General features: G+C 60.3%; 21 protein-coding genes. 3 read left to right on the top strand and 18 right to left on the bottom strand.

What is annotated here, in order from left to right; translation table 11 throughout:
- Positions 1–227: 227 nt before the first annotated feature.
- Together ACR0AM_RS02795 and ACR0AM_RS02790 are read left to right on the top strand one after the other, a co-directional pair.
- Positions 228–689 (top strand): rhodanese-like domain-containing protein, encoded by a 462-nt coding sequence (locus ACR0AM_RS02795; protein ID WP_480622083.1) that lies wholly within the window; start codon positions 228–230, stop codon positions 687–689.
- Positions 686–1,510: a CE1 family esterase gene (locus ACR0AM_RS02790; RefSeq protein WP_480622049.1), complete on the top strand. Its 825-nt coding sequence runs from the start codon at positions 686–688 to the stop codon at positions 1,508–1,510. Before ACR0AM_RS02795 ends, ACR0AM_RS02790 begins: the two co-directional genes overlap by 4 nt.
- Here the strand turns inward: ACR0AM_RS02790 and mdoH are convergent, their stop codons facing one another.
- The 13 genes from mdoH to cbiE form a co-directional block, all read right to left on the bottom strand.
- Positions 1,511–3,382 carry a glucans biosynthesis glucosyltransferase MdoH gene (mdoH, locus tag ACR0AM_RS02785; RefSeq protein ID WP_480622048.1) on the bottom strand — a complete coding sequence of 624 codons (1,872 nt, stop codon included), beginning with the start codon at positions 3,380–3,382 and terminating at the stop codon, positions 1,511–1,513.
- Complete coding sequence (locus tag ACR0AM_RS02780; RefSeq protein WP_480517650.1) at positions 3,379–4,878, bottom strand: OpgD/OpgG family glucan biosynthesis protein; 1,500 nt, start codon at positions 4,876–4,878, stop codon at positions 3,379–3,381. The genes mdoH and ACR0AM_RS02780 overlap by 4 nt, the downstream gene beginning before the upstream one ends.
- Positions 4,875–6,092, bottom strand: coding sequence for an OpgC family protein (locus ACR0AM_RS02775; RefSeq protein ID WP_480517648.1), 1,218 nt, complete (start codon positions 6,090–6,092; stop codon positions 4,875–4,877). Before ACR0AM_RS02775 ends, ACR0AM_RS02780 begins: the two co-directional genes overlap by 4 nt.
- Before the next feature lie 28 nt (positions 6,093–6,120).
- Positions 6,121–7,491 carry a tetratricopeptide repeat protein gene (locus ACR0AM_RS02770; RefSeq protein WP_480517646.1) on the bottom strand — a complete coding sequence of 457 codons (1,371 nt, stop codon included), beginning with the start codon at positions 7,489–7,491 and terminating at the stop codon, positions 6,121–6,123.
- Positions 7,492–7,670: 179 nt separating this feature from the next.
- Complete coding sequence (locus tag ACR0AM_RS02765) at positions 7,671–8,855, bottom strand: CaiB/BaiF CoA transferase family protein (RefSeq protein WP_480622047.1); 1,185 nt, start codon at positions 8,853–8,855, stop codon at positions 7,671–7,673.
- Positions 8,842–10,461, bottom strand: coding sequence for a thiamine pyrophosphate-binding protein (locus ACR0AM_RS02760; RefSeq protein WP_480622046.1), 1,620 nt, complete (start codon positions 10,459–10,461; stop codon positions 8,842–8,844). The genes ACR0AM_RS02765 and ACR0AM_RS02760 overlap by 14 nt, the downstream gene beginning before the upstream one ends.
- Before the next feature lie 79 nt (positions 10,462–10,540).
- Complete coding sequence (locus ACR0AM_RS02755; RefSeq protein WP_480622045.1) at positions 10,541–10,999, bottom strand: DUF302 domain-containing protein; 459 nt, start codon at positions 10,997–10,999, stop codon at positions 10,541–10,543.
- Positions 11,000–11,071: 72 nt separating this feature from the next.
- Complete coding sequence (cobF, locus tag ACR0AM_RS02750; protein ID WP_480622044.1) at positions 11,072–11,830, bottom strand: precorrin-6A synthase (deacetylating); 759 nt, start codon at positions 11,828–11,830, stop codon at positions 11,072–11,074.
- Entirely contained in the window at positions 11,823–12,551 is a 729-nt protein-coding gene (gene cobA, locus ACR0AM_RS02745) for a uroporphyrinogen-III C-methyltransferase (protein ID WP_480622043.1), read from the bottom strand. The genes cobF and cobA overlap by 8 nt, the downstream gene beginning before the upstream one ends.
- Entirely contained in the window at positions 12,548–13,870 is a 1,323-nt protein-coding gene (locus tag ACR0AM_RS02740) for a cobyrinic acid a,c-diamide synthase CobB (RefSeq protein ID WP_480622082.1), read from the bottom strand. The genes cobA and ACR0AM_RS02740 overlap by 4 nt, the downstream gene beginning before the upstream one ends.
- Positions 13,857–14,651 carry a precorrin-4 C(11)-methyltransferase gene (cobM, locus tag ACR0AM_RS02735; protein WP_480558275.1) on the bottom strand — a complete coding sequence of 265 codons (795 nt, stop codon included), beginning with the start codon at positions 14,649–14,651 and terminating at the stop codon, positions 13,857–13,859. The genes ACR0AM_RS02740 and cobM overlap by 14 nt, the downstream gene beginning before the upstream one ends.
- Positions 14,648–15,016 (bottom strand): cobalamin biosynthesis protein, encoded by a 369-nt coding sequence (locus tag ACR0AM_RS02730; RefSeq protein ID WP_480504562.1) that lies wholly within the window; start codon positions 15,014–15,016, stop codon positions 14,648–14,650. The genes cobM and ACR0AM_RS02730 overlap by 4 nt, the downstream gene beginning before the upstream one ends.
- Complete coding sequence (gene cbiE, locus ACR0AM_RS02725) at positions 15,013–16,212, bottom strand: precorrin-6y C5,15-methyltransferase (decarboxylating) subunit CbiE (RefSeq protein WP_480622042.1); 1,200 nt, start codon at positions 16,210–16,212, stop codon at positions 15,013–15,015. The genes ACR0AM_RS02730 and cbiE overlap by 4 nt, the downstream gene beginning before the upstream one ends.
- Between cbiE and ACR0AM_RS02720 the strand changes: the two genes are divergently transcribed.
- A complete protein-coding gene (locus ACR0AM_RS02720; RefSeq protein WP_480622041.1) occupies positions 16,211–16,942 on the top strand; it encodes a cobalt-precorrin-6A reductase in 732 nt (243 codons plus the stop codon). The genes cbiE and ACR0AM_RS02720 overlap by 2 nt on opposite strands.
- On the opposite strand, the gene cobJ is transcribed toward ACR0AM_RS02720, so the two are convergent.
- From cobJ to cobN, 5 genes are read right to left on the bottom strand one after another with little or no spacing between them, the layout of a single operon-like run.
- The gene (gene cobJ, locus ACR0AM_RS02715) at positions 16,933–17,697 is read right to left on the bottom strand and encodes a precorrin-3B C(17)-methyltransferase (protein WP_480484227.1); all 765 of its coding nucleotides are present in this window, start codon (positions 17,695–17,697) and stop codon (positions 16,933–16,935) included. The genes ACR0AM_RS02720 and cobJ overlap by 10 nt on opposite strands.
- A complete protein-coding gene (locus tag ACR0AM_RS02710) occupies positions 17,694–18,422 on the bottom strand; it encodes a precorrin-2 C(20)-methyltransferase (protein WP_480485193.1) in 729 nt (242 codons plus the stop codon). Before ACR0AM_RS02710 ends, cobJ begins: the two co-directional genes overlap by 4 nt.
- Complete coding sequence (locus ACR0AM_RS02705; protein ID WP_480622040.1) at positions 18,419–19,048, bottom strand: precorrin-8X methylmutase; 630 nt, start codon at positions 19,046–19,048, stop codon at positions 18,419–18,421. The genes ACR0AM_RS02710 and ACR0AM_RS02705 overlap by 4 nt, the downstream gene beginning before the upstream one ends.
- The gene (locus ACR0AM_RS02700; protein WP_480622039.1) at positions 19,048–20,169 is read right to left on the bottom strand and encodes a cobalamin biosynthesis protein CobG; all 1,122 of its coding nucleotides are present in this window, start codon (positions 20,167–20,169) and stop codon (positions 19,048–19,050) included. Before ACR0AM_RS02700 ends, ACR0AM_RS02705 begins: the two co-directional genes overlap by 1 nt.
- The gene (cobN, locus tag ACR0AM_RS02695) at positions 20,166–23,459 is read right to left on the bottom strand and encodes a cobaltochelatase subunit CobN (protein ID WP_480622038.1); all 3,294 of its coding nucleotides are present in this window, start codon (positions 23,457–23,459) and stop codon (positions 20,166–20,168) included. Before cobN ends, ACR0AM_RS02700 begins: the two co-directional genes overlap by 4 nt.
- Position 23,460 lies beyond the last annotated feature (1 nt).

The raw sequence follows: 23,460 nt of genomic DNA, 5'->3' as shown, positions 1-23,460 counted from the left end.
ACTCCGGTCTGGGCGGTCAGGGTGAGGTCAATTTTGTAAGGATATTTTGCCGACTGTCCAGAGATGGCAACTTTTTAACGAGCTGCAATGGATCACCAAGGTATTGGCGGCGCAGCGCATTAATGACGCAGATCTTGATCTGCGAGCTGTCTTTCACCGCGCAACCTGCTGTCTGGTTGTGATAGAAATAGCACCAGCGAACAGGAGGCTGAGGTGTGGCCGAAAAAATGAACCGATCCCGACGGTGGGTAGTGATTGGCGTCGGTGCCGCGATTGCTGCCGGGTTTGCGATTAGGCAATACAGGCTGATCCCCGAAGATCACAACGGCAGTCGCATCAGCGTGGCCGACGCCCACGAGCAGGCAGTGGACGGGCGCGTTCTGCTGGTTGATATCCGCACACCGCGCGAGTGGCGCGCCTCGGGAATTGGCGAGGGCGCGGTACCGCTGGACATGCGCCGCGAGGATTTCGTCGACGTTCTGACACAAATGACCGGCGGTGATCAGGCTGCGCCCGTGGCGCTGATTTGCGCCCGCGGGGTGCGGTCCGCGCGCCTCAGCAATCGTTTGATTGAGGCCGGATTCACAAATATCATCGACGTACCCGAGGGTATGTTGGGTTCGGCGGCCGGGCCGGGATGGGTAAGAGCCGGTTTACCGGTTCGCAAATATAATGAGGATGCGGGATGATCAGGGAAATCGGCCTGGCAGCAGTATTTGCCTTCACCGCGCAGTTGGCCCTGGCGGGTTGCGCTGATCAGGGGGAAATTTGCGAAACCTCGTTGGGCGCGTACCATATCGAACTGCCCGATGCGGAAAACCCGCCATTGGTGGTGTTTCTGCACGGATATGCCGGCAGTGGATCGGGAACGATGCGAAATCGCGGGATGGTCGAACCTCTGTTGGCGCGCGGTTATGCAGTGATGGCGCCTGAAGGTTCGGAAAGGCCCAACCGGGGCGGCAGAAAAAGCTGGAATTTTATCCCTGGATTTGGCGAACGGGATGAAACTGCTTTTCTGTCCGAAGTGGTTCAGGACGCGGAAAACCGGTTCGGAATCAATGCGGACCGGGTCATGCTGGGCGGGTTTTCGGCTGGTGGCTTTATGGTCAACTATCTCGCCTGCAAGGCGCCCGAGACATTTTCAGCATATGTTCCGGTGTCTGGAGGATTCTGGCGGCCACACCCAGAAACCTGCAAGGGTCCAATCCGGATGTTACATACCCATGGCTGGACGGACAACGTAGTTCCGCTTGAGGGGCGCCTACTGGGCGGTGGCCGGTTTCAGCAGGGCGATATCTATGCCGGGCTCGAAATCTGGCGCGAGGCAAATGGCTGCGTCGATCACAAACCGGCCGGCTTTAGCACAACGGGGAATTTCATGCGCCGCCGCTGGACCACCTGTGCCAAAGGCAGCGCGCTGGAGTTCGCCTTGTTCCCGGGGGGTCATACAGTTCCAGCCGGTTGGGCCGATATGGTCGTGGATTGGTACGAAGGGCTTCCCGGCAGTTGATCACTCTGCCGGGGTCATCTTGATCTTGCCTTCAACCAGTTGCTTCAGCTCGGCCCGGTAACGGCGGGCCGACCGGGTGATGGCTGGTTCGCGGAAATCCTCGCGCATCCCGACCATCCGGCGTGCGGCACCGGCCGAAACACCGCTGAGCGCCGATAGCGGGATGGCCAGGGCGAGACTGATGGCAATCGGAGCCAACCAGATCGAGACCAGCCCGGACAGGATACCAACACTCAAGGCGATGCCACTGACTGTTTCCAATGCATGACACAGAAGCAGCGTGCGCAATCCGTAACTGCCACCGTCGCGTGCTTGCGGCGACCAGCCCCGCTGAATGCCAAGCGCCGTCCGGAAAACGGCGATCATCTGTTGCACCATCAGGATCGGCGCATACAGGATCGACAGAATGACCTCGGCCAGAAACGAGGTCAGGAACTTGAGGCCGCCTCCGAATTCGGAATAGCGTACACCGCTTAGCGGCAAAGCCAGAACTCCCAGCACCTTGGGTGCCAGCAGCATTGCATACATCACAAGAATGATCAGAACGTGCCGGGTTTCCGACATTTCCGGCCATTGCGGGAACAGCGGATTATCGGGGCTGAAGTAATGCAGGACAGAAGCGTCTTTGCCCTGACCGATCAGTGCCCACATCAAAAGCAGCGCAAACCACAAAGGTGACATCAAATAGCCAACGGCACCGTGGAACATGTGAAAACGCGAGACGGCCCGGAATCCAGTTGAGCCCAACAGTTTCAGGTGTTGCAGATTGCCCTGGCACCAACGCCGATCCCGCAACGCATGATCGATCAGTGTGGGGGGCGTTTCCTCGTAAGATCCCCGAATGCGCGGCAGGAACCGCACCGCCCATCCGGCACGGCGCAGCAATCCAGCCTCGACGAAATCGTGGCTCATGATCAGCTTATCCTGACCGTTGATCGCACGCATCTTGGGCAGTCCGGCACTGGTAGCGAAAGCCTTGGTGCGGATAATTGCGTTGTGGCCCCAATAATTACCCTCTTGCCCGCACCAACGCGCCAACCCTTCGGCAAAGGCGATGCCATAGACTCCATTGGCAAATTGTTGCATTCGGGCAAAAACCGATTGCGCGCCGATCAGTTGCGGATAGCTCTGAATCAGCCCGGCACCGGGATCACGCGCCAGCGCATCGGTCAGCCGGTGTATAGCGCGGCCGGTCATCAGGCTGTCCGCATCCAGAACCAGCATCGCGTCCCAGTCTGCGCCCCAGCGACTGACCCAGTCGGCGATGTTTCCCACCTTGCGGTCGGTGTTTTGCTCGCGACGGCGGTAATACAACTCCAGTCCTGGGGCGAGCGTGGTGCGCAGGGCTTCGACGCTGGCCTGTTCCTGTGCCGCGATTTCAGGATCGCGCGTGTCGGACAGGATGAACATGGCATAGTGATGCTGCCCACCGCGTGCCTGCAAATCTTCGAGCATGGTGCGGGCGTTGCCCAGCACGTTCCATGGCACTTCGTTGTATACCGGTGTCAAAAGGGCAACGCGCAGGGGCTGTGCTGTGCGTTTGCGCTGCGGACGATCCTGTCTCGACAGCGAAACCATACCCAGCAGAACGGTGCAGACCGTGAACGAAATCCAGAAGAAGTTGAACGAGATAAGCGCCAACAGGATGCCCTCGATCAGATTGATCCCCTGGGCGCTGAACCAGTCGCTCATGATCCACAGCAGGCCCAATGTCGCTACCATCGCCGGTGAAAACGCAAGCGCGCGCCAAAATCCAGTCGCGCCCGTGTCTGTGCCCGACGGGGCATCAGCATCGTGGAACCCAACGCTGAAATTCTGCGCGGGCATCGCCAGAGGTGCCTCGGGCGGCATGATATGCAAATCGCGGTTCATATGGTCCATCGGTAAAGCCACACCTCAGAGGCAGGCTGTTTGTCTTTCAGCAGTTGCGCGCGCAACTCGACATGATCGCGCCCATCTGGCTGGAATGAAAACGCAAGACGCAATCCACCCGTATCCGGGTTGCGTTGCAGAACACCGTCCGAGGTTTCTGCATGAGGGGAATCCACGAAGACACTGATCGCCTCGATATCATCGAACAAATCGCTGCCTTCGAAATCGATGACAGCCAAACGCCCTTCACCGAAGGTGTTCTCGCCCATGGCGGTGTTGGTCACCCGTGGCATCGGAGTGCGCTGAGGCTCCTCACCCCAGATCAGACGATAGGACAGATCAACCCGACTGCCTGCTGCATAGGGCTCTGCCGGACGCCAATAGGCGACGATGTTGTCGTAGATTTCCTGATCTGCCGGTATTTCGACCAAAGAAACGGTGCCTTTGCCCCAGTCATTCTGAGGCTCGACCCACAGGCCCGGGCGTTTGTGATAATTCGCCTCAAGGTCGGCATAGTCCGAAAACTCGCGCTTGCGCTGCATCAGCCCGAAGCCGCGCGGGTTCTCGTCAACGAAGGAAGATATTTGCAGGCGGGTCGGGTTGGCCAGCGGACGCCACAACACCTCGCCCGCGCCATTGCGGATCAACAGCCCGTCGCTGTCATGGACGGCAGGGCGGAAATCGTCAAACCGGCTGTGGTTGGTCTGGTCGAACAGAAACATCGAGGTGCCCGGCGCGATACCCACATGAGGCAGGTCTTCGCGGGGAAAAAGCGTGGCCTCGACATCGATAACGCAATCTGCCCCCGCCGTGACATTGAAGCGATAGGCGCCAGTCACGCTCGGACTGTCCATCAACGCATGGACGACCATATTGCGATGGCCGGGTTTGGGGCGTTCCAGCCAGAAACGGATGAATTCAGGAAATTCCTCACCATCCGGTTCGCCTGTTTTCAGGGCCAGACCGCGTGCTGACAAACCGTAGACCTCGTCCAGACCGATAGCGCGGAAATAGCTGGCACCCTGCCAGACGCAGAATTCATCCGTCTTGCCGGGGCGGTGCATCTCGGTCCGAAGGCGCAGGCCTGAAAAGCCCAGAGTCTCGTCGATGGGCAATTGTGGCACATCTTCAGATTTCTCGAACATCCCCAGATCGAAAACGACCGGTGTGGTCATGCCATTTTCGACCGTTTCCACCTTGACGGTCCGGGGGAAATACAGGCCCGGTGTGAAGAAATCGACGTTGAATGGTGTTTCGGTCTCGTACCACAAAGCCCGGTCCAGTCGGAATCGGATCGAGCGATACTGTTCGTAAGTCAGATCCTGCCATTCCTGAGGAACCATTTCACGTTCCGCATAAGGGCGGCTGGCCAGGTCGCGGGCCAATTCGACCACGTAGTCGCGGTCAAAGGGGACTGCGCCCCCGGATGCATAGGCCGATGGGGCAAAGGCCAAGGCTGTCGTCGAGACGAGGAATGCGCGACGGGTTAAATTCATCTCTTCAATTTCCAGGGTTGAGACTTGAACCAAGATGCCAGATAAGCCACGCCAATGATCATGGCAAAGCCAATCATATTGGCGACAAAGACGGTGGCAACATCCCGCCCAGTCTGATCAAGGGCAACGCCGATAAGTCGTGCTGCCGCCATGGAAAATACAAAGACTGCAAGGGATTGCTGACCGACTTTGGTGATGACTGTCAACAGGAACTGCCAGACGCGCGCGCCCATGCTGTGACCCGTCGCAATCAGGCGGTGACCATGTTCGCCTGCCGCGGCCCAACCCAGATAGGCCAATGACAGAAAATGGACATATCGCAGCGCGCCAAACTCGGTTTTGTCGCGCAATTCGTCAGTCAGTGGCCAGATCTTTCGGATCGCAGCGCCCAACTCAGGCGCAGCGGTATTGACCCAGAGGAAGACCTTCCAAGATCCAAACGGAGCTGACAGGATCAGGAACAAGGCAGCCGCCCAGACCAGAGATTTCGATACCGGTGGAGCGGGAATCCAGCCGCGCATCAAGGCAAATCCGGTGAAGAACAGCAATTGCCAGCCAAACGGGTTGAAAAACCATTGCCGATCCGACCACGGCTCGGCCGGAAGGGCCAGCGCGCCGGTCTGGGTGACACACCAGATCGCCACAGATGCAGCAGCCATCAGCCAGAAACTGATACGGTATAGCGCGATGTAGAGCGGCATCAGCGCCAGTACCACCAGATACATCGGCAAGATGTCAAAGTAGTTCGGTACATAAGTCAGCGTGAAGAGCCCCACCATCTGCGGGGCGGGATCATCGAAGAAATGCTGAAGGTTCAGCGACGAGACATAGGTTTTCTCGAACGCACCGGTCAGGTCCAGCGCTGCCATTGTCATGGCAACAAAGAAGAACAGGGCAATATGGGCCCAATAAACCTGCCAGATGCGATAGGCCACACGGGCTGTGCCCATCCACCAGCCCTTGTACAGGAACGCCCCGCCAAAGGCGATGGCCGAGGCCATGCCCGAACAGAACACGAAGATCTCGGTTGCATCTGAGTACCCAAAGCGCGCCGGGATCCAATTCGCCCAGGGATCATTGGGAATGTGGGCAATCAGGATGATGAACATAGCGATGCCGCGATAGAAATCCAGTCGCGGGTCACGCGTGCGGGCGGGGGTCGCAGCCGAGGCCGCGACGGGTGCAAAATCAGCAGCGGGCGATATGGTCGCCATACGGTCTCTGTCCTTCTTGGTCGTCTTGTTACTCGGCGGGGACGCTTTGCATGTCTCCGCCGTCGCGCGCCGCATCAATCAGGGCACGGCGCGCAATGGCATAATTGTCTTCACCGCCGGCGCGTTTAGCACGGCGGTCATCCAGAATACGTTCGACGGCATCCAGACGCCCGGCACGCAGACCCGAGTCGATGGTAATGCGTTCAAATACATCACGTTGTGCGTGGCTTCCACCGGCCAGTTGCATTGAACCGCGCGCCGCCAACAAGTGATCAAATGCCGTGCCATAATGGCCGTCACCAAAGGCTTCAAGGCCCATGGCGGCCGCGACACCGGGATCGGCCATACGGCGGGTGGTGTCGTCATTGGCACGCGCTGCATCCTTGTTCATGCGGGTCAGCATCTTGGCGGTGGCGTCGGCGCGGTTGTCACCGGTCAGCGCCAGTAGATAGTGCAGATCGGCGAAGATCAGGCAGCCATCTTCGGTGCGCGCAGCACTCAGGTCAGCCAGTTCTTCCCAGCGATTCCCAACATTTACGCCTTCAAGTTCAAGCCGCATCAGCAGCGAAGTTCCGTTCGAGATGTCGCGGTAATCGTCGGTTTTGTCCTTGCGGACGTGGTTGTCATACAGATCCATCACCTGATCAATCTGACCCAGATCCAGATGCATCAGAGCCTTATGCCACCAGACGTGATAGCGGAAGTTGTTGCAATGGGCCCAGGCCGCCTCGCGCCCGGCCAGCCAGTCAAGGCCCAGCTGCGCGTTGCCGGTCATTTCATGGACATGGGCCACCGCGTGCAGACCCCAGGCATCGTCGGACACCATCCAAAGCGCCTGACGTCCTGCAATTTCGGCCTTTTCGTAGGCTCCGGTTTCTTCCAGCGCGAAGGAATGGCAGCCCAGCAGATAGCCGCGACCGGGGTGATCGGGTTCATATGCTGGCATTACCCGTTCGATCGAACGGCGCATTCCATCCGGATCCCCCAGAACGAAACGGGTCGCATGGCTGAGTTTCATCGCCAACGTATCCTGTGGATGATCGCGCAGAACCGCTTCGAACTTTTGCACCGCCTGTGTCAGGTGTCCCGCCAGATACAGCCCCAATGCATCGACAAACAGCCGCTCGCGCGCCGAGACGGGCTGCCGGCTCATCGCAGCATTGGCAGCCGCCAAAGCCTCGACTGCAACCGCCATCATCTCACGCCGACCGAGAAGGGCCATGAACAGGCCTTTCACGGCATGACCCAAAGCAAAATCGGGCTCAAGCTCCAACACTTTGCCCAGATGTTGGGGTGTAGCCGCGGCATGCGCCATAAACCCAAGCAGAACACCATTCCAGGCTTCGACAGCTTCCGGCTGCGCCAAGGTGTTCATCTGTCCAAAAACGTCTTGTTTCATACTTGGGTCCAATCTGATTGCGGTATTTGACACTGTTTGATGTAACAGAGTGTGCGAGAGCGGCGTATCAGTATCGACCCCGCTCTCGAATTGGTGAAATGTCGTGTGTAAGAAAGTCGAAAAAATCCGCCGATTCAAAGGCATGTTTCAGCAACTTGCCGCCTAGTTGTGCAAGTGTTTCAATCGTCGAACGGGTTTTCAGCGCTTAACACCCAGTCAGTATCGGCCCCGCAGGTGGGTGGCGCGCTGCGATATGTTACAGGCGTGCGTGACAAGTTCAGGGGATTCCCGATCAGGTTCACGATACCGGGCTGGGCCTGCATCGAAATCTGCATTTTTCGTGCTGCCACCTGTTCTGTATCAAAAACCTGATCCAGCGTCTGGACCGGTCCTACGGGCACTTTCACGGCTTCAAGACCGGAAATTACTGATCGTGTATCCAGACCTTGGACAGCGGGCCGAAGAATGGCGTTTAGCGCATCACGGTGTTCCAGTCGCGCCGGGTTGGTCACGAATCTGGGGTTGTCGGCAAGTTCGGGTTGTCCCAGGAAACCGCACAGCTTTCTGAACTGGCCATCATTTCCAACCGCCAGAATGACATGCCCATCGGATGTCTCGTAGACGTCATAAGGCACGATGTTGGGGTGCCCGTTTCCACGGCGCTGCGGAACGTTGCCAGAAGTCAGGTAATTGACGCCCTCGTTGATCAGCCATGCGATCTGAGAATCAACAAGTGCCAGATCGACCTGCTGACCTTCACCGGTCAGGTCGCGGTGGCGCAGCGCGGCCAGAATGCCAACGCTTGCATACATTCCGCACATCACATCAGCGATGCCGACCCCCACTTTCATCGGCGCGCCTTCCGGGTCGCCGGTCAGGGACATGATCCCGCCATAGCCCTGTGCCATCAGGTCATAGCCGGGTTTGGTGGCATTTGGCCCGGTTTGGCCGTAGCCCGAGATCGAGCAGTAAACGAGGCTAGGGAATTCCTGCGACAGGGTGGCATAATCCAACCCGTATTTCGCCAGACCGCCGGGTTTGAAATTCTCAATCAGAATATCCGCGTGTGAGGCCAGCCGTCGGATTTCCGCCTGACCTTTCTCAGTCGCGATATCCAGCGCCACGGATTTCTTGTTTCGGTTCGCTGACATGAAATAGGCGCTCAGGTCCGAGCGGTTGCCGTCGGCATCGGTGACATAGGGCGGACCCCATTGCCGCGTGTCGTCGCCCCCGGTGGCAGGGTTCTCGATCTTGATGACACTTGCGCCCAGATCACCCAGCAGCTGCGTGCAGGTTGGCCCGGCCAGAATACGGCTGAGGTCTAGAACTTTGACGCCCTTCAGTGGGCCCTCAGATGCGGCCATCGTATCCTCCACGGTCGATTTCAGCGGCGATTACGGTAAATGTCTCGGCCTTTACAGCAGCTTCAAGTGCTGCACGCAACTCTGCCCGGTTGCGGACAGTGTGGCCGTTCCCACCAAAAGCACGACCCATAGCGGCGAAGTCATGGTGACCGAAATCCACACCATTATTGACCATCTGCCGCTGCCGTTGTTTCAACTCGATAAGGGCAAGGCTGGCATCTACGAAGACAAGAAAGATCGGATTGCCGCCCATTTCAGCCGCCGTAGACAATTCCCCGGCGACCATCAGAAACCCGGCATCACCCGAAAAGCTGATCACCGGGCGGTCGGGCTCGGCCAGTTTCAGACCAATGGCCATTGGGACAGCACAGCCCATGGTGCAGAGCGCCGAGGATTGGATCAGCCCACGTTCTTCGCTGCATTCCCACATCTGGCTCAGCAGAATGCGATGCGCGCCGCTGTCAGCGGTTGCGAGTGTTTCGGGGGGCAGGGTAGTGCGCGTTTCGGCGATGACAGCGGCGGGTCCCCAGTCCTCATCGGTGGGAAAGGCCAATGCCAGTGCGGTTTTGACCTGCGCGGGCTCACCACCCGGCCATGTCGTGCGGGCGGGGTTTCCCTTGGCAATGGCCTCAAGCGTCTCGCCCGTGTCGGCCACCAGATTAAGACCCGCCTGATGCATGTAGTGGTCATTGATCACCGCTGATATGTCGATGACGCGCTTTTCTTCGGGGTCCCAGATTTCGCGCCAGCCGGGGCGCATTTCGATCGGGTCATACCCCAGACACAGCACCAGATCGGCTTGTTCGACCAATGGGACAAGGTGCTTGTCTGCCAAAGGCGACAGGCCAGCGCCGCCCAAACAAAATGGGTGATCTTCGGGAACAACACCCTTGGCCTTGTAGGTGGTCACAAATGGAATTCCGAAATGTTCCAAAAACGCCTGCACCACACTGCGCGAGTCGTCATAGAGGACATCGAGACCAATAATGGCGATTGGGCGCTCGGCCTCAGCCACCCAGCGCCGGGCTTTTTCAAGGCATTCACCATTGGGACTGACAGGCGCGACCTTGGCCAGACGGCGGCGTTTCACACCCGTCACTGGCGTATCGGCGACCGAGATCGGAACATCGATATGGACCGGGCCCGGTCGCGGCTGTGTGGCCAGTGACACCGCCTTGTCTGCGACGATATCCGCGCCCTTGGCCGTCAGTGTGAACGTGCCCTTGGTGATGGAACGGTAAACCTGGCTGTGATCCATGACTTGATGAGTATAGGTCAGCGCCTCGTCCGCATCGACGCAACCGGTCAGAACGATCATCGGAACACGGTCCTGCAACGCATTGGCCACCACATTGATGCCGTTCATCGCGCCCGGACCCAAAGTGGCGACCAGAATCGCAGGCGCGCCGTCGCGGTGATGCACGGCCTCGGCCATGAATCCGGCCGAGTTTTCATGTTTTGTCAGATGAAAGGTGATGCCCGCCTTTTCAAGCGCATCCACCAGTGTCAGGACCTCACCCCCCGGCATTCCAAAGGCGTGGCGGCACCCCGCTTCATACAGGCGTTGGGCCAGAAGATCGGCGGCGCGCGGCGTGGGGTCCTGCATCAGTCATGCTCCGAGATAACCGTTTCGAAGCAGATTGCGGAGGACGCCACCAGACGCAAGGCGGATCACGTCAGTGTGACTATTTGACTGCGTCTTCAGCGACAGATTGAAAGGTTTTATCAAGTTCTGCAGCAATGTCCTGCAAAGCTTGTCCGCCTTCCGCCATGTAAGGGTCAAACACGAAACTGGGGGTCTTGTAAGACAGGGTTGCGGTTCCGTCCTCGTTCTCGGTGACATAGAAACGGATCGGTGCTTCGATCATTGCATTGGTAGAAGTTTCCAGCACCCTTACCGCGTAATCGTTGTTGAACGCGCCAATAACCAGATTGCCCGGAATGATGATTCCGCGCGCCGCAGCTGCCTTGGTGGGGCCGGCCTGCGTGACCACTATCAATCCGTTGTCCTTGATCGCAGCCTTGGTTGCATCGACCAGTTCCGAGTAGGTTTTGTCCGCAGGAAACACGGCCCAACCGGCTGGGGCGTCTTGTGCCCAAACGGGTAAAGTGATCAGGCAGAGCAAGGGAATGAGGGCTTTCATTGTCACGTCTCCTGTATTGAGGTGCAACCTGTGTGCCAGACCTTACCGTCCTGCGACATCACAAACCCGTGTTCATGTGCCCGTGCGGTTTTTCCGGCGCGTCTTTAACAGGTAGATATCCATGATCCAGCCATGTTCGGCGCGGGCCCTCGCCCGGGTCTCAAGGATGTTCTGTGCGACTTCATCCAGCGGGCCACTGATCAGAACCTCTTCTTTCATACCCACATAGGCGCCCCACCAGATGTCATAATCTGCCAAATCAAGGGTTTGGAACGAGCATTCGCCATCCAGCATCACCGCGACGTTCGAGGCCGCATCGGGCCAGCCTTCGTCCCGGATACGACGACCGGTTGTGACAACGTAGGGCGCGCCCAGATCATTGATGGGAATCACATGGGCAGCGGTCAGCGCCTGCAACGCGGTGATGCCGGGGATAACCTTGGTATCGGGTTGCGGGTTCAACCGGGCAGCGATACGCAATGAGCTGTCATAGAGGGACGGATCCCCCCAGATCAGCAACGCGACATGCTGCGCCTCTGGATGAGCGGCAATGGCCGCTTGCCAGCGCAGGGCGATGGCGTCGTGCCATTCATCGACACCGCGCAGGTAGCCATCGTCGGCCCGGCGCTGGGGAATATCGAAATAGGCGATCTGTGGCGGCGTTTCGGCGACACGCTCAATGATCGCTTCACGTAGCCCGGCCAGATCAGCCTTGTTTTCCCCTTTGCGTGGAATCAGGATCAAATCCGCCGCCCGGATCGCCTGCGCGCCCTGAAACGTTACATGATCTGGATTGCCGGTGCCGATGCCGATCAGGCTCAGATCAATCATCGTCGAACTCCGCCAGCGGGCCGTAAAGAATCAGTGCCGGTGCTTTGCCGATCTCGGTTTTCAGCTGCTCTGCCAGCGCGCCAATCGTGGCGCGTTGCAGTTTTTGGTCGGGAGTCGAGACGGATTCGGCCATAAGCGCCGGAGTATCCAAAGGCAAACCTTGAGTGTGCAGGGCTTCGACGAGCAAGGGGAAGGTGCGTTTGCCCATGAAAACGACGGTGGTGGCCTGCGGATCGGCCAGCGCCTTGAGGTTCAGGTCGTCGGGCAACTCACCACTGACGTCATGGCCGGTCACGAACTGAACCCGCCGGGCCGTAAGCCGACGCGTCAATGGAATGCCTGCGGCCGCTGCCGCTGCTATTGCCGAGGGGACGCCGGGAATGATCTCATAGGCGATACCGGCTGCGCGCAGGGCGACAAGCTCTTCCTCAAGCCGTCCGAACATACCGCCGTCTCCGGATTTCAGGCGCACCACATGCTGACCGGATTGCGCGTAATCCACCAGCAACCGGCTGACATGGTCCTGCTTGGGTGACGGACGACCGGCCCGCTTTCCGACACCAACCAGATCCGCATCGTCGCGCGCATGGCTCAGGATCGGGCCGCTGCTGAGATCGTCGAACAAGATCGCGTCGGCCTTTTGCATCCGGTCCACCGCCTTGAGCGTCAGCAGTTCCGGATCTCCGGGGCCAGAGCCGATGAAAGAGACAAAGCCACTCATGCCGACGCCTCCGCAATCAGGTGAAAGAACGTGCCAGTGACATTGCCGCGGAGTGATCCGGTTTGCGGGCCTTCTTCCCCTTCGGCGTCAAACACGCGTGCCAATGGGGCGTCCGGTTGGTCCACGATCGAGGAATAATGGAACTCGTGTCCGCGCAAGGCCGAGCCTTTGGCAAAGCCGGGCATAGGGGCCAGAAGGGTGGCCTTTCTGTAACCAAGGTTGAACTTGCGCTTCTGATAAGATGTGACAAGGCCCAGCAAACCAGCCATTTCATGGTGCACGCCGTCCTTGTCGATCAGCGCCTGACCAAGCGCCATGTAGCCGCCGCATTCTCCGTGCACCGGTTTTGTTTCCGCGTGTTTACGCAAACCACTCAGAAAGGTGGTGGTCGCTGCCAATGTTCCGGCGTGCAATTCGGGATACCCGCCGGGCAACCAGACCAGATCGGCATCCGCCGCCGGAGGTTCGTCTGCCAAGGGTGAAAAAGGCAAGATCTCGGCACCCGCATCGTGCCACCCTTGCAAAAGGTGGGGATAGGTAAAGGAAAAGGCGGCATCACGGGCCAGCGCGATCCGCTGGGCCGGGGGCCGCGGCAGTGCGGCTGACGAAGGTCCGCTGGGGCCTGAGGAAGCTGCCCGCTTGATTGCGTCAAGGTCCACATGTTCTCGTAAAAACGCAGCATAGCCTACAATGGCGCTTTCCAGATCGGGGTGTTCGACCGCCTGAACAAGTCCCAGATGCCGCTCTGGCAGGGTCAAATCACCACGGCGGGGCAGCACGCCCAGAACAGGCAGGCCCGCGCGCTCCATTCCCAGACGGGTCAGGCGTTCGTGGCGGGGGCTGGCGCATCGGTTCAGGATCACTCCGGCAAAGGGCAGATCGGGATTGTACATCCTGAACCCCAGCGCCGTTGCCGCCGCTGATTGTGCCTGCCCGCCCACATCCAGCACAAGCACAACGGGCCAGCCCATGCGCAGGGCGGTCTCGGCGCTCGATCCTTGCCCGACTTCGCCAGACTTTGCGACACCGTCGAACAAACCCATCGAGCCCTCGGCCACCACAATGTCAGCGCCTTCGGCCTGAGCAGAAATTGCACTGAGCAGGGGATCTGCCATCGCCCAGCTGTCCAGATTGAACGAAGCCCGCCCGGCAGCTGCCCGGTGAAAGGCGGGATCGATATAATCCGGCCCGCTTTTAAAGGGTTGCACGGTCAGGCCATCTTCGGCCAGCGCGCGCAAAAGGCCCAGCATGACCGTCGTCTTGCCAGTACCCGAAGAGGGTGCTGAAATCAGAATACCCGGAGGGTTAGTCATCACCATGGCTCCAGCTTGACCAAGGGCTGTCGGCGCTTTGCGGGCGATAGCGGCGGTCGTAATCTCTGGAATAAAGACAGCTTTCGTCAAAACCTTCACCGGCCAGCGCGGGGCCGACCATGATCAAAGCCGTGCGCGAGATGCTTTCGTCCAGCGACCCTTTCAGGGTTTCCAGCGTTGCGCGGATGATCTTTTCATCCGGCCAGCTTGCGCGATACACAACGGCCACCGGACAATCGGCGCCATAAGCCGGGGTCAGGTCTGCGATAACCTTGTCCAGATTGCCGATTGACAGATGAATAGCCAAAGTCGCGCCGGTACGGGCAAAATTCACCAGCGTTTCACCTTCGGGCATGGATGACGCGCGCCCCGGCGTCCGGGTCAGAACCACCGATTGCGCCAGTCCCGGCAGGGTCAGTTCGGTGCCCAGGGCCGCTGCGGCGGCGGCAAAGGATGGTACGCCAGGGGTCACACTGACCGGAATGCCCATTTCTTTAAGGCGGCGGATCTGTTCGCCCATCGCCGACCAGACTGACAAATCGCCCGAATGCAGCCGCGCCACATCCTGACCCGCTTTATGCGCGACTTCGATCTCGGCCATGATCTGGTCCAGATCCATGGGCGCAGTGTTGATGATTTTTGCGTCTTTGGGGCAGTGGCTCAGAATTTCCTCGGGCACCAGTGATCCGGCATATAGGCACACAGGACACGAGGCGATGATGTCGCGCCCACGCAATGTCAACAGGTCTGCAGCGCCCGGTCCGGCGCCGATGAAATGAACGGTCATGTTTGTCCTCCGATGGCGATGGCGCAGGTGGCCAGCCGGTCGTCCGAAATGTGTCTGGGTGAAAGCAGCCGCGCGCCGGACCCGGCGGCGGCAAGGGCGGATGCTTCGGCTACGCTGCCGGTGCCATAAGCGGCACGGCTGCGGTTCGAGCATGTCAAGGTGCGTTGTCCGGCCAAATCGGCAGCCGCCACGAAATGCAGCGGAAGGGCAAGGCTTTCCGCAAAGGCCGCCAGCGCAGAGTGGCCGCTTTTGTCGGCAACCGTCGCCAGAGCTTGGACATCATGGCTGGCCGCTGCCGCGTCATAGGCGGCGCGCAAACTGTCTGCCGTCGCGTCTGATGAAAAGCCCAAGCCTGCCACGATCATAAGGTCCCGCTCCACTGCACGACCGGATAGGCAGATTTCCAGCCGCGCCGCGGTCCGAGCGGTGCAGAATGTGCCAGTTCGATCCGCAACAGGTCTCCGCCCAGGTCTTGGTGCCATCGCGCCAACAGGGCTTCGCTTTCCAACGTTACCGCATTGGCGACCAACCGGGTGCCAGCGGGCAGGGCGTCGCGAAGCCACGCCAGCAGGCTTGGGCTGAGCCCACCGCCGATGAAAACCACGTCCGGCAGGGGCAAACCGGCCAGCGCTTCGGGTGCGGTACCGTGGACAACCTGTAACCGATCCTGCCCCAGCGCGTCGGCATTGCGACGAATGCGTTCGGCCCTGTCTGCGCGGGGTTCGATAGTGGTGGCGGTCAGGGTCGGGTCGCACATCAGCCATTCGATGCTGATCGAACCAGTGCCACCGCCGATATCCCACAGATGCTCACCCCGCTGCGGGGCCAGTGCGGACAGGGTCAGTGCCCGGATCGGGCGTTTGGTGATCTGACCGTCGGTTTCAAAAAGATCATCTGGCTTGCCCGAGGCCTTGGACAGTCCCCGCCCAGTGCCGGTCACTTCCAACCCGACGCAGACGGGATGATCGAAGGTTCCCAGCAAAGCTTCGGTCAGGCTCACTGTCTGGACGCTTTCACGCGGGCCGCCGAGGGCCTGCATCACATGCAACGCGCTGTCGGCAAATCCGGTTTCGCTAAGATATGTCGCCACTTCAGCAACCGCCTTGCCGTCACGCAATAGCGCAATGGCATGAAGTCCCGGGGCCAGATGCGGCCGCAATCGGGTCAAAGGCGCAGCGTGCAGGCCAAAGGTCAGCGTGCTTTCCAAAGGCCAGCCCAGCCGCGCGGCGGCCAGCGAAAATGTGGACTGGCCGGGCAAGGCGGTCCACTCATTGGCATCAAAGTTACGCGCGATGACGGACCCCGCGCCAAACCAGAACGGATCACCTGACGCCAGAACCACCGTCTGCCGTCCGCGCAGGCCTTTCAGGATCGGCAATCCGTCCGAGAACGGCACCGGCCATTCGACCCGCTCAGCCTCGTTTTCCGGCAGCAGCGACAGGTGACGAGGCGGCCCCATGATCACTTCGGCCCGGTCCAGCACTTGACGGCTTGCAGGCGACAGGCCATCAAACCCATCTTCGCCCAATCCCAGAACGGTCAGCCACGGAGTTTCAGACATGCCCAACCTCCTGATTCTTGGCGGCACGACCGAGGCCAACGCTTTGGCCAAAGCTGTTGCGGAACAAGGGATTGCGGCTGTGTATTCTTATGCGGGACGGGTGGAAACCCCGCGTCCGCAGCCGTTGCCGGTGCGAGTTGGCGGGTTTGGCGGCCCGGAAGGTCTGACCCAATACATCCGTGAAAACGCGATCACCCATGTCGTGGATGCGACCCATCCATTTGCGGCGCAGATGAGCCGGAACGCGATTGAGGCGTGTCACACAACTCAGGTTCCACTGGCCGCCTTGACCCGCGCGGCGTGGAAGCCGCAACCCGGCGATGTCTGGCACCGCGTGCCCGATATCACTGCCGCCGTCGATGCGCTTGCAGGTGATCCGCAGCGTGTGTTCCTGGCTGTCGGGCGTATGCATCTTGAAGACTTTGCAGCCCAGCCCCAGCATCACTACCTGCTGCGTCTGGTGGACGAGCCTGACAGCGTGCCTTTTCCTTTGGCGCAGGTTGTCGTGTCCCGGGGTCCTTTTGCAGAAGCCGATGACCGCGCATTGATGCAGCAACACAGGACGCAACTTGTGGTGTCCAAGAACGCGGGCGGCTTGGGCGCGCGTGCCAAGCTGGACGCAGCGCGGGCGCTGGGCCTGCCAGTGCTTATGATCGAGCGCCCTGTTCTGCCAAAGCGGACCGAGCTTTCGACTGTCGCACAGGTGCTGGACTGGGTGTCTCATCCCTGATCCTCGACCGGGGTGAAGCGTGGCGTATAGACGATCGGCGTGCCTTTGCGTTCGATGACTCGGGTGCGCGACGAACCGACAATAACCACGGTCTGCATATCCGCCATCTCGGGCGTGGCCTCGGCCAGGGTAGAAACCCGGATCACCTCATCCGCTCGTGACACGGCGCGCGCAAACAGGATCACCCGCTCGGGCTCGCATTCTTCGCGCAGGATTTCCAGTGTCTTTACAAAGCCTTCCGGGCGAGACTTCGAGCGGGGATTATAGAAGGCCATCGAAAAATCGGCCTGCGCAGCCAAGCGCAAGCGTTTTTCGATCAGCGTCCAAGGCTTTAGGTTGTCGCTAAGGTTGATGGCGCAGAAATCATGCCCCATCGGAGCGCCCGCGCGGGCAGATGCGGCCAGCATCGCGGTGATCCCCGGCAGCACATCTATCTGAATGTCACGCCATTCTGTTGGGCCATTCTCCAACGCTTCGAACACAGCGGCAGCCATTGCAAACACACCGGGATCGCCCGAGGACACAACAACCACCCGCCTGCCTTCGACGGCCATTTGCAGCGCGTGTTGCGAGCGGTCGATTTCAACCCGGTTATCACTGGCGTGCAGGGTCAGGCCGGGTCGGTCGGCCACGCGGGCCACATAAGGGATGTAGCCCACCACATCGGTGGCGTCGGCCAAAGCCGCTGTAACCTCGGGGGTGACCAGCGCCTCGTCCCCCGGACCAAGGCCTGCGATCTTGACCCATCCGCTCATGGTCGGCGCCCCTGACCATGAACAACGATGATCGAGAAATACGGGGTAATCTTCTCGCAGGCCTCAGACAATTTTGTCACCGTCTGATTCGGCATTTGCGCGTATTCGACAATCCATGCGCGGTCATACAGACCAGAGGTTTTCAGCGCGCGTTTCACCTTGTCGATGTTCCGCCCGATTTTCATCACGACCAAGGCATCTGTCTGCGCCATGCGTTCAGCCAGAACTTTCTCGGGCAGGGTGCCGACCAGCACGGTCAGCACATCGTCCCCCCAGGTGATCGGATCGCCCGTGGCCGTCCACGCACCGGACATACCCGTGATGGCTGGCACAACTTCAACCGGAGCTTCGTCACGCAACCGATTGTAAAGATGCATGAACGAGCCGTAAAAAAACGGATCACCCTCGCACAGGACCACCACATCCTCACCCTGTGCCGACAGCGTCTTCAGGTGTGCTGTGCACTCTTCATAGAACGCGGCCAGCAACTCGTTATAACGCGGATCAGTGACCGGGATTTCGGTGGTCACCGGGTATTCCATCGGGAATTCAATCGCGCCTTCGGGGATCATCCCGTTGACGATTTTGCGGGCCTGACCGCTGCGACCCGGTTTGCGAAAGAATGCCACGTGTTTGGCGTTGCGTAGAAGGCGATCGGCCCGGACACTCATCAGATCAGGGTCACCGGGGCCAAGGCCCACGCCGTATATGGTACCCATTTTCATTCCGCCCGGCTTGCGATGGCGTTGATGGCTGCAACGGTGATGGCGCTGCCACCCAGACGGCCTTTGACAATGCAGGAGGGGACGGGTTGCGCCTGCCACAACGCGTCTTTGGATTCCATCGCTCCGACAAATCCGACCGGGCAGCCGATGATCGCTGCAGGGCGCGGGCAATCCGGGTCTTCCAGCATGTTCAGCAAGTGAAACAGCGCGGTGGGCGCGTTTCCAATGGCGACCAGAGCACCTTCCAGATGCGGACGCCAGAGTTCCAGCGCAGCGGCAGAACGGGTGTTGCTCATCTCGGCGGCCAGAGGGCGCACGCGTTCGTCATGGAGGGTGCAGATCACCTGGTTGTCGGCAGGCAGACGGAAGCGGGTCACACCTTCGCTGACCATGCGCGCGTCACACAGGATCGCCGCGCCGTTTTCCAGCGCCGTGCGTGCGGCCTGCACAAATCCGGGTGAGAAATGTACAAACTCCTCCAGCCCGACCATGCCGGCGGCGTGGATCATCCGAACGGCGACCTGCTCTTCATCGGTATCAAAGCGGGCCAGATCAGCCTCGGACCGGATGGTGGCAAAGCTTTCCTTGTAGATCGCCGCGCCATCGGTTTCGTATGTATAGGGCATCAGGTGAAGTCCATGGTCATGAGTGTTTCGGGGGCGAGCCCGCGTTGGCAGGGCTCATCCCCTGCGCGGCCCTGTTTGACAAGATCAAATCGCCCGTTGTTGCCGACCACTGTGATCTCGGCCGGGCCCATATGGGCGCATCCTTTGGCGCAGCCCGAGACATGCAGGCGACCGGGAATGCGCCGGGCCAATGCACGGGCGATGTCGCGGGTTTCCACCTGCGCTTGCGGGCAGAACGGCGCGCCGGGGCAGGCGTCGGTTGTCATCATCGGATCGGCTCCGTCCATGACGAAATCCGGGGAGGGTATCGCCGCCCCGCCTTCCAGCAGGATCAGCCGCCACGGGGTGACACGCAGGGCAGAAGCGCCGCTGGCTTCAACCAGTTCACAAAGCTTGCGCGCAGGCAGCGAGCCGAATGCCGCGCCGTAGAGAGAACCCAGTTCACAGGGGCCGGGTTGCAGTTTTTCACCGATAGGACCGGGGGCAAATCCCTGCCAATCCTGTGGCAGCGCGTAGGCGACCCGCGCCATGCGGCGTGTCTCGGCCGTATAGGTCTGGGCAAACCAACGGGCCAGCGCGATCACGTGGTCGATGGCGTCGCCTTCGGCCACACACCGCCCGGTTTTGCAGCCGTCGGCGCGCAGGATCAGACCGTCAGCACCCAGTTCCAGACGAATATCTGCGGAATCCGAGGCCAACAGGCGCGTCGGGCCTGTATCTATGGCAAAACCGAACTTAGCGGGCAGAGCAGGCAGTTCCGCCAGTCGATCGATCAATTCCTGCGTCAGCCGCGCGGTCAAATCGCCCGCCTGATAGAGCGGAGTGACCAGAATATTGCGGCGTACTTCGATGCCGGGTTCCGCATCAAGCAAGTCCAGCGCCGCAAGCTCCACAAGCAACGGCTGGTGGTCGCGCTCATCCACGCCGCGCAGCTGCAGGTTGGCACGATTGGTCAGGTCAATGGTGCCGTTGCCGAACTGTTCAGCCAGTTCGCACAAGCCAATAGCCTGCCTGGCATTCAGTCGCGCCAGACGCGGACGGACCCGCACGACCAGCCCGTCGCCTGACATCATCGGGCGATGCGCGCCGGGACACCAGCCTTGAACGATAGGTGCACTCATCTCAAACCCTCCAAATCGGCCCGGATCGAATTCCGGCGCGTGTTCCAAAGCCCCGCTTCCAGCAATGCACGGAACCTGTCTTGCATGGCCTGATGGGCCTTCGGGTTGGTCTCTTGTAGAAAGGTATCAACGGCCTCATTACCCAATGTGGCTTCGTGATAGAGATCAAACAGATGCGGAGCGACAGTGCCGGACAGATGCGCGAAAGAGGCCATGTGATCCAGCGTCGCAGCAATCTCGGCGGCGCCGCGAAAACCATGGCGCTGCATCCCCGCAATCCAGCCGGGGTTGGCAGCGCGGGCATGAACGACGCGGCTGATTTCTTCCGGCAGAGTCCGGGCGCGCGGATTATCTGGGTTGGTGTTGTCCAGATGGTAAAGCTGAGCGGTGCCCCCAGCGACCTTTTTGGCGGCGGCAAAACCGGCTTCATGCGTGGCATAGTCGTTGGCCAGCAGCAGGTCAGTTTCCGTCAGATCCTGGAGGTGAACAAAACTGTCGGCATTGGCGACACGATCCGTGATTCCCGCTTTGTCCTGCGCGATGTGTTCACCTTCCAGCGCGTACGAGCTGGCCTCAAGCCATGCCTCCCCGGCTTGGGCGCGCGCCTCGTCCGTATAGGTCTCGGACAGATGGGTCATGTTCAGGCCGTAACTGCCGGGTGCCGGGCCAAACACCCGCGTAGCCGGGGCGTGACCGGCATAGGGGTTCCAGTCGGTCGCTTCATCACGCTCTGACAAAGCCCGAACCGCCTGACCATAAAGGGCTGACAATGTGGGGAACACATCGCGAAACAAGCCCGAAACCCGCAGGGTGACGTCCAGACGCGGGCGGCTCAGGTCGGTGATGGGTAAAACTTCGATACCCGAAACCCGCTCGGATCCCTTGTCCCAAACCGGCTTTACACCCAGCAGGTGCAGGGCCATGGCGAATTCTTCGCCCGCAGTGCGCATGGTGGCCGATCCCCACAGATCGACAATCAGCCCTTTCGGGTAATCACCTTCCTCCTGCAAGTGCCGCCGTACCAGTTCCTCGGCCAGTTTCACGCCTTGCGTGTAAGCTGCGCGGGTGGGCACAGATCGCGGATCGGTGGTGTAAAGGTTTCGCCCGGTCGGCAGCACGTCAAAGCGGCCCCGATAGGGCGAGCCGGACGGGCCAGCCTCGATCCTCTTGCCGGCCAGCGCATTGATCAGGGCCTTGCGTTCGGCATGGGCGGATGGGGCTGGGTCGAAACTGCCGGTCACGTCCGGTACACGCCCATAGACGTGCAGCCCGTCGCCGAACTGACTTTCTTTGATATCGCAGACAAAGCGGTCAATGCGCGTGATTGCTTCGGCGGTGCTGGTGGCCTGATCCAGACCCAGATCGTTCTCCAGTCCAATGGCCTGTGCTTCTTCCCGGATATCTTCCTGCAGCCGGTCGCGGCGTCTGGGGTCAAGACCGTCCGCGTTTGAAAATTCGTCCAGCAGGGCTTCCAGCCGCACCATCCGGTCAGGCGTTCCGCTTTCTTTCATGGGAGGCGGGATGTGGCCCAGGGTCACCGCGCCGATCCGGCGTTTGGCCTGCGCGGCCTCGCCCGGGTCGTTGACGATGAACGGGTAGATCACCGGCAGGTCACGGATCAGCGCCTCGGGCCAGCAGTTTGCCGACAGGGCGACTGATTTTCCGGGCAGCCATTCCAGCGTGCCATGCGCACCGATATGGATCAGCGCATCCGTTCCTAGACCTTTGCGCAGCCACAAATAGAAGGCGACATAGCTATGGCGCGGGGTGCGCGAAAGGTCGTGATAGTCGTCATCGCGCAGCTCGGGTGTTCCGCGTTCTGGTTGCAGTGCGACCAGCGCCTTGCCGCGTCGCAAAGCAGTGAATTGAAACGCGTCATGAGCGAAAATTGGGTCTTGCTCGGGATCGCCCCATACGGTGTGCAGATCGGTGCGCAGGGTCTCGGGCAATTCAGCGAGTGCACTCAGATAATCCTCAAGCGGCCACGATACCCGGGCGTCCAAGAGTGTGTCGGCAATCGGTTCGGCAGCCGTGATGTCGTAGCCTTCACCGTGAAGATCAGACAGCATCGCTTCGGCTGAGGCCAACGCGTCGAGACCGACCGCATGGGCCATCTGCCAATCTTTGCCGGGATAGGTGGACAGGACCAACGCGGGGATCTGGTCTGCCTTGGGTTTATCATTCAGAGCAAGCCAGCCAGATACCCGGTCGATGATCGCCTCGATTCGGTCCGGCTCGGCCCGATGCGCAAAACGCGAGTATTCCAGATGCGGATCGCGCTTGCCCGGCTCTTTGAAAGAGGCAATGCCTGCTGATATTCGCCCGTCCACTTCAGGCAATACCACATGCATGGCGAGGTCGGCGGGTGACAGGCCGCGTTCGGCCTCGGCCCAAGCCTTGCGTCGCGAGGTGGCGAGGGCGACCTGAAACACCGGCACATCCGCCGCGTCCAGAGGCGACGTGCCAGACGCGCCCTTACCCGAGAATGAAGTGGCGTTGATGATGGCCGATGGTCTCAGGGCAACGACCTGTTCCCTGAGCCAGTTGGCAGCGGCCGGGGCCTTGAGCGACGGGGCGAACAAACCCACCGCCTGGAGCCCGCGGGCGCGCAGGCTGCGGATCAGGGCCGCGACCGGGGCTGTGTCTGCTGATGTCAGATAAGCGCGGTAGAAGGTTACGAGAATGCGTTTCGCATCGTTCTCGAACGCGGAATCCACCGGGATGACACCCTGTTCCGGGCACCACGCACCGCATTCGGGCAGGGTTTTCGCGCCCATCACCGGCCCGGCATAAAGCCCTGCTGCTAACGCCATCTGGGCCAATGCGGCCTGCGCGGCGACTTCTCCGCCGGTATCACACAGATGTGCCAGCCGCCGCAGGGTCGAGAGGGGCAGGGTCGAATACTCATCCAACCGAGTGTCTTCGCGCCCATCCGCCGGTAGAACGGCCAGCGCGATGCCTTTGGCCTGCGCCAGTGCCAGAACCTGTTGCAACCCGTAAGACCAATAGGGCACGCCACCGATCAGACGGATCAGGATGCCCTTTGCGCCTTCAAGTGTCTGTTCAACATAGGTGTCGACGGACAGGGGGTGTTTCAATGCAGCAAGATTGGCCAGCCGCATCGTGGGCATCCGCCCCTCAGGCCCGCCGCCGCGATGCCAGCCCGCCGCGAAAGCGCCCAGGTCACTGTCGGAAAAGGACAGCACAACCAGATCGGCCGGGCTTTGGCCCAGATCGGTTGGGGTCTCGGTTTCCTCGAGCCCGTGGCTTTCGCGAAAGACGACGTGCATG

This window comes from Ruegeria sp. AD9 (assembly GCF_056542305.1).
Note: the sequence above shows the minus strand (reverse complement) of the source record. Positions and strands in the feature narration are given on the sequence as shown.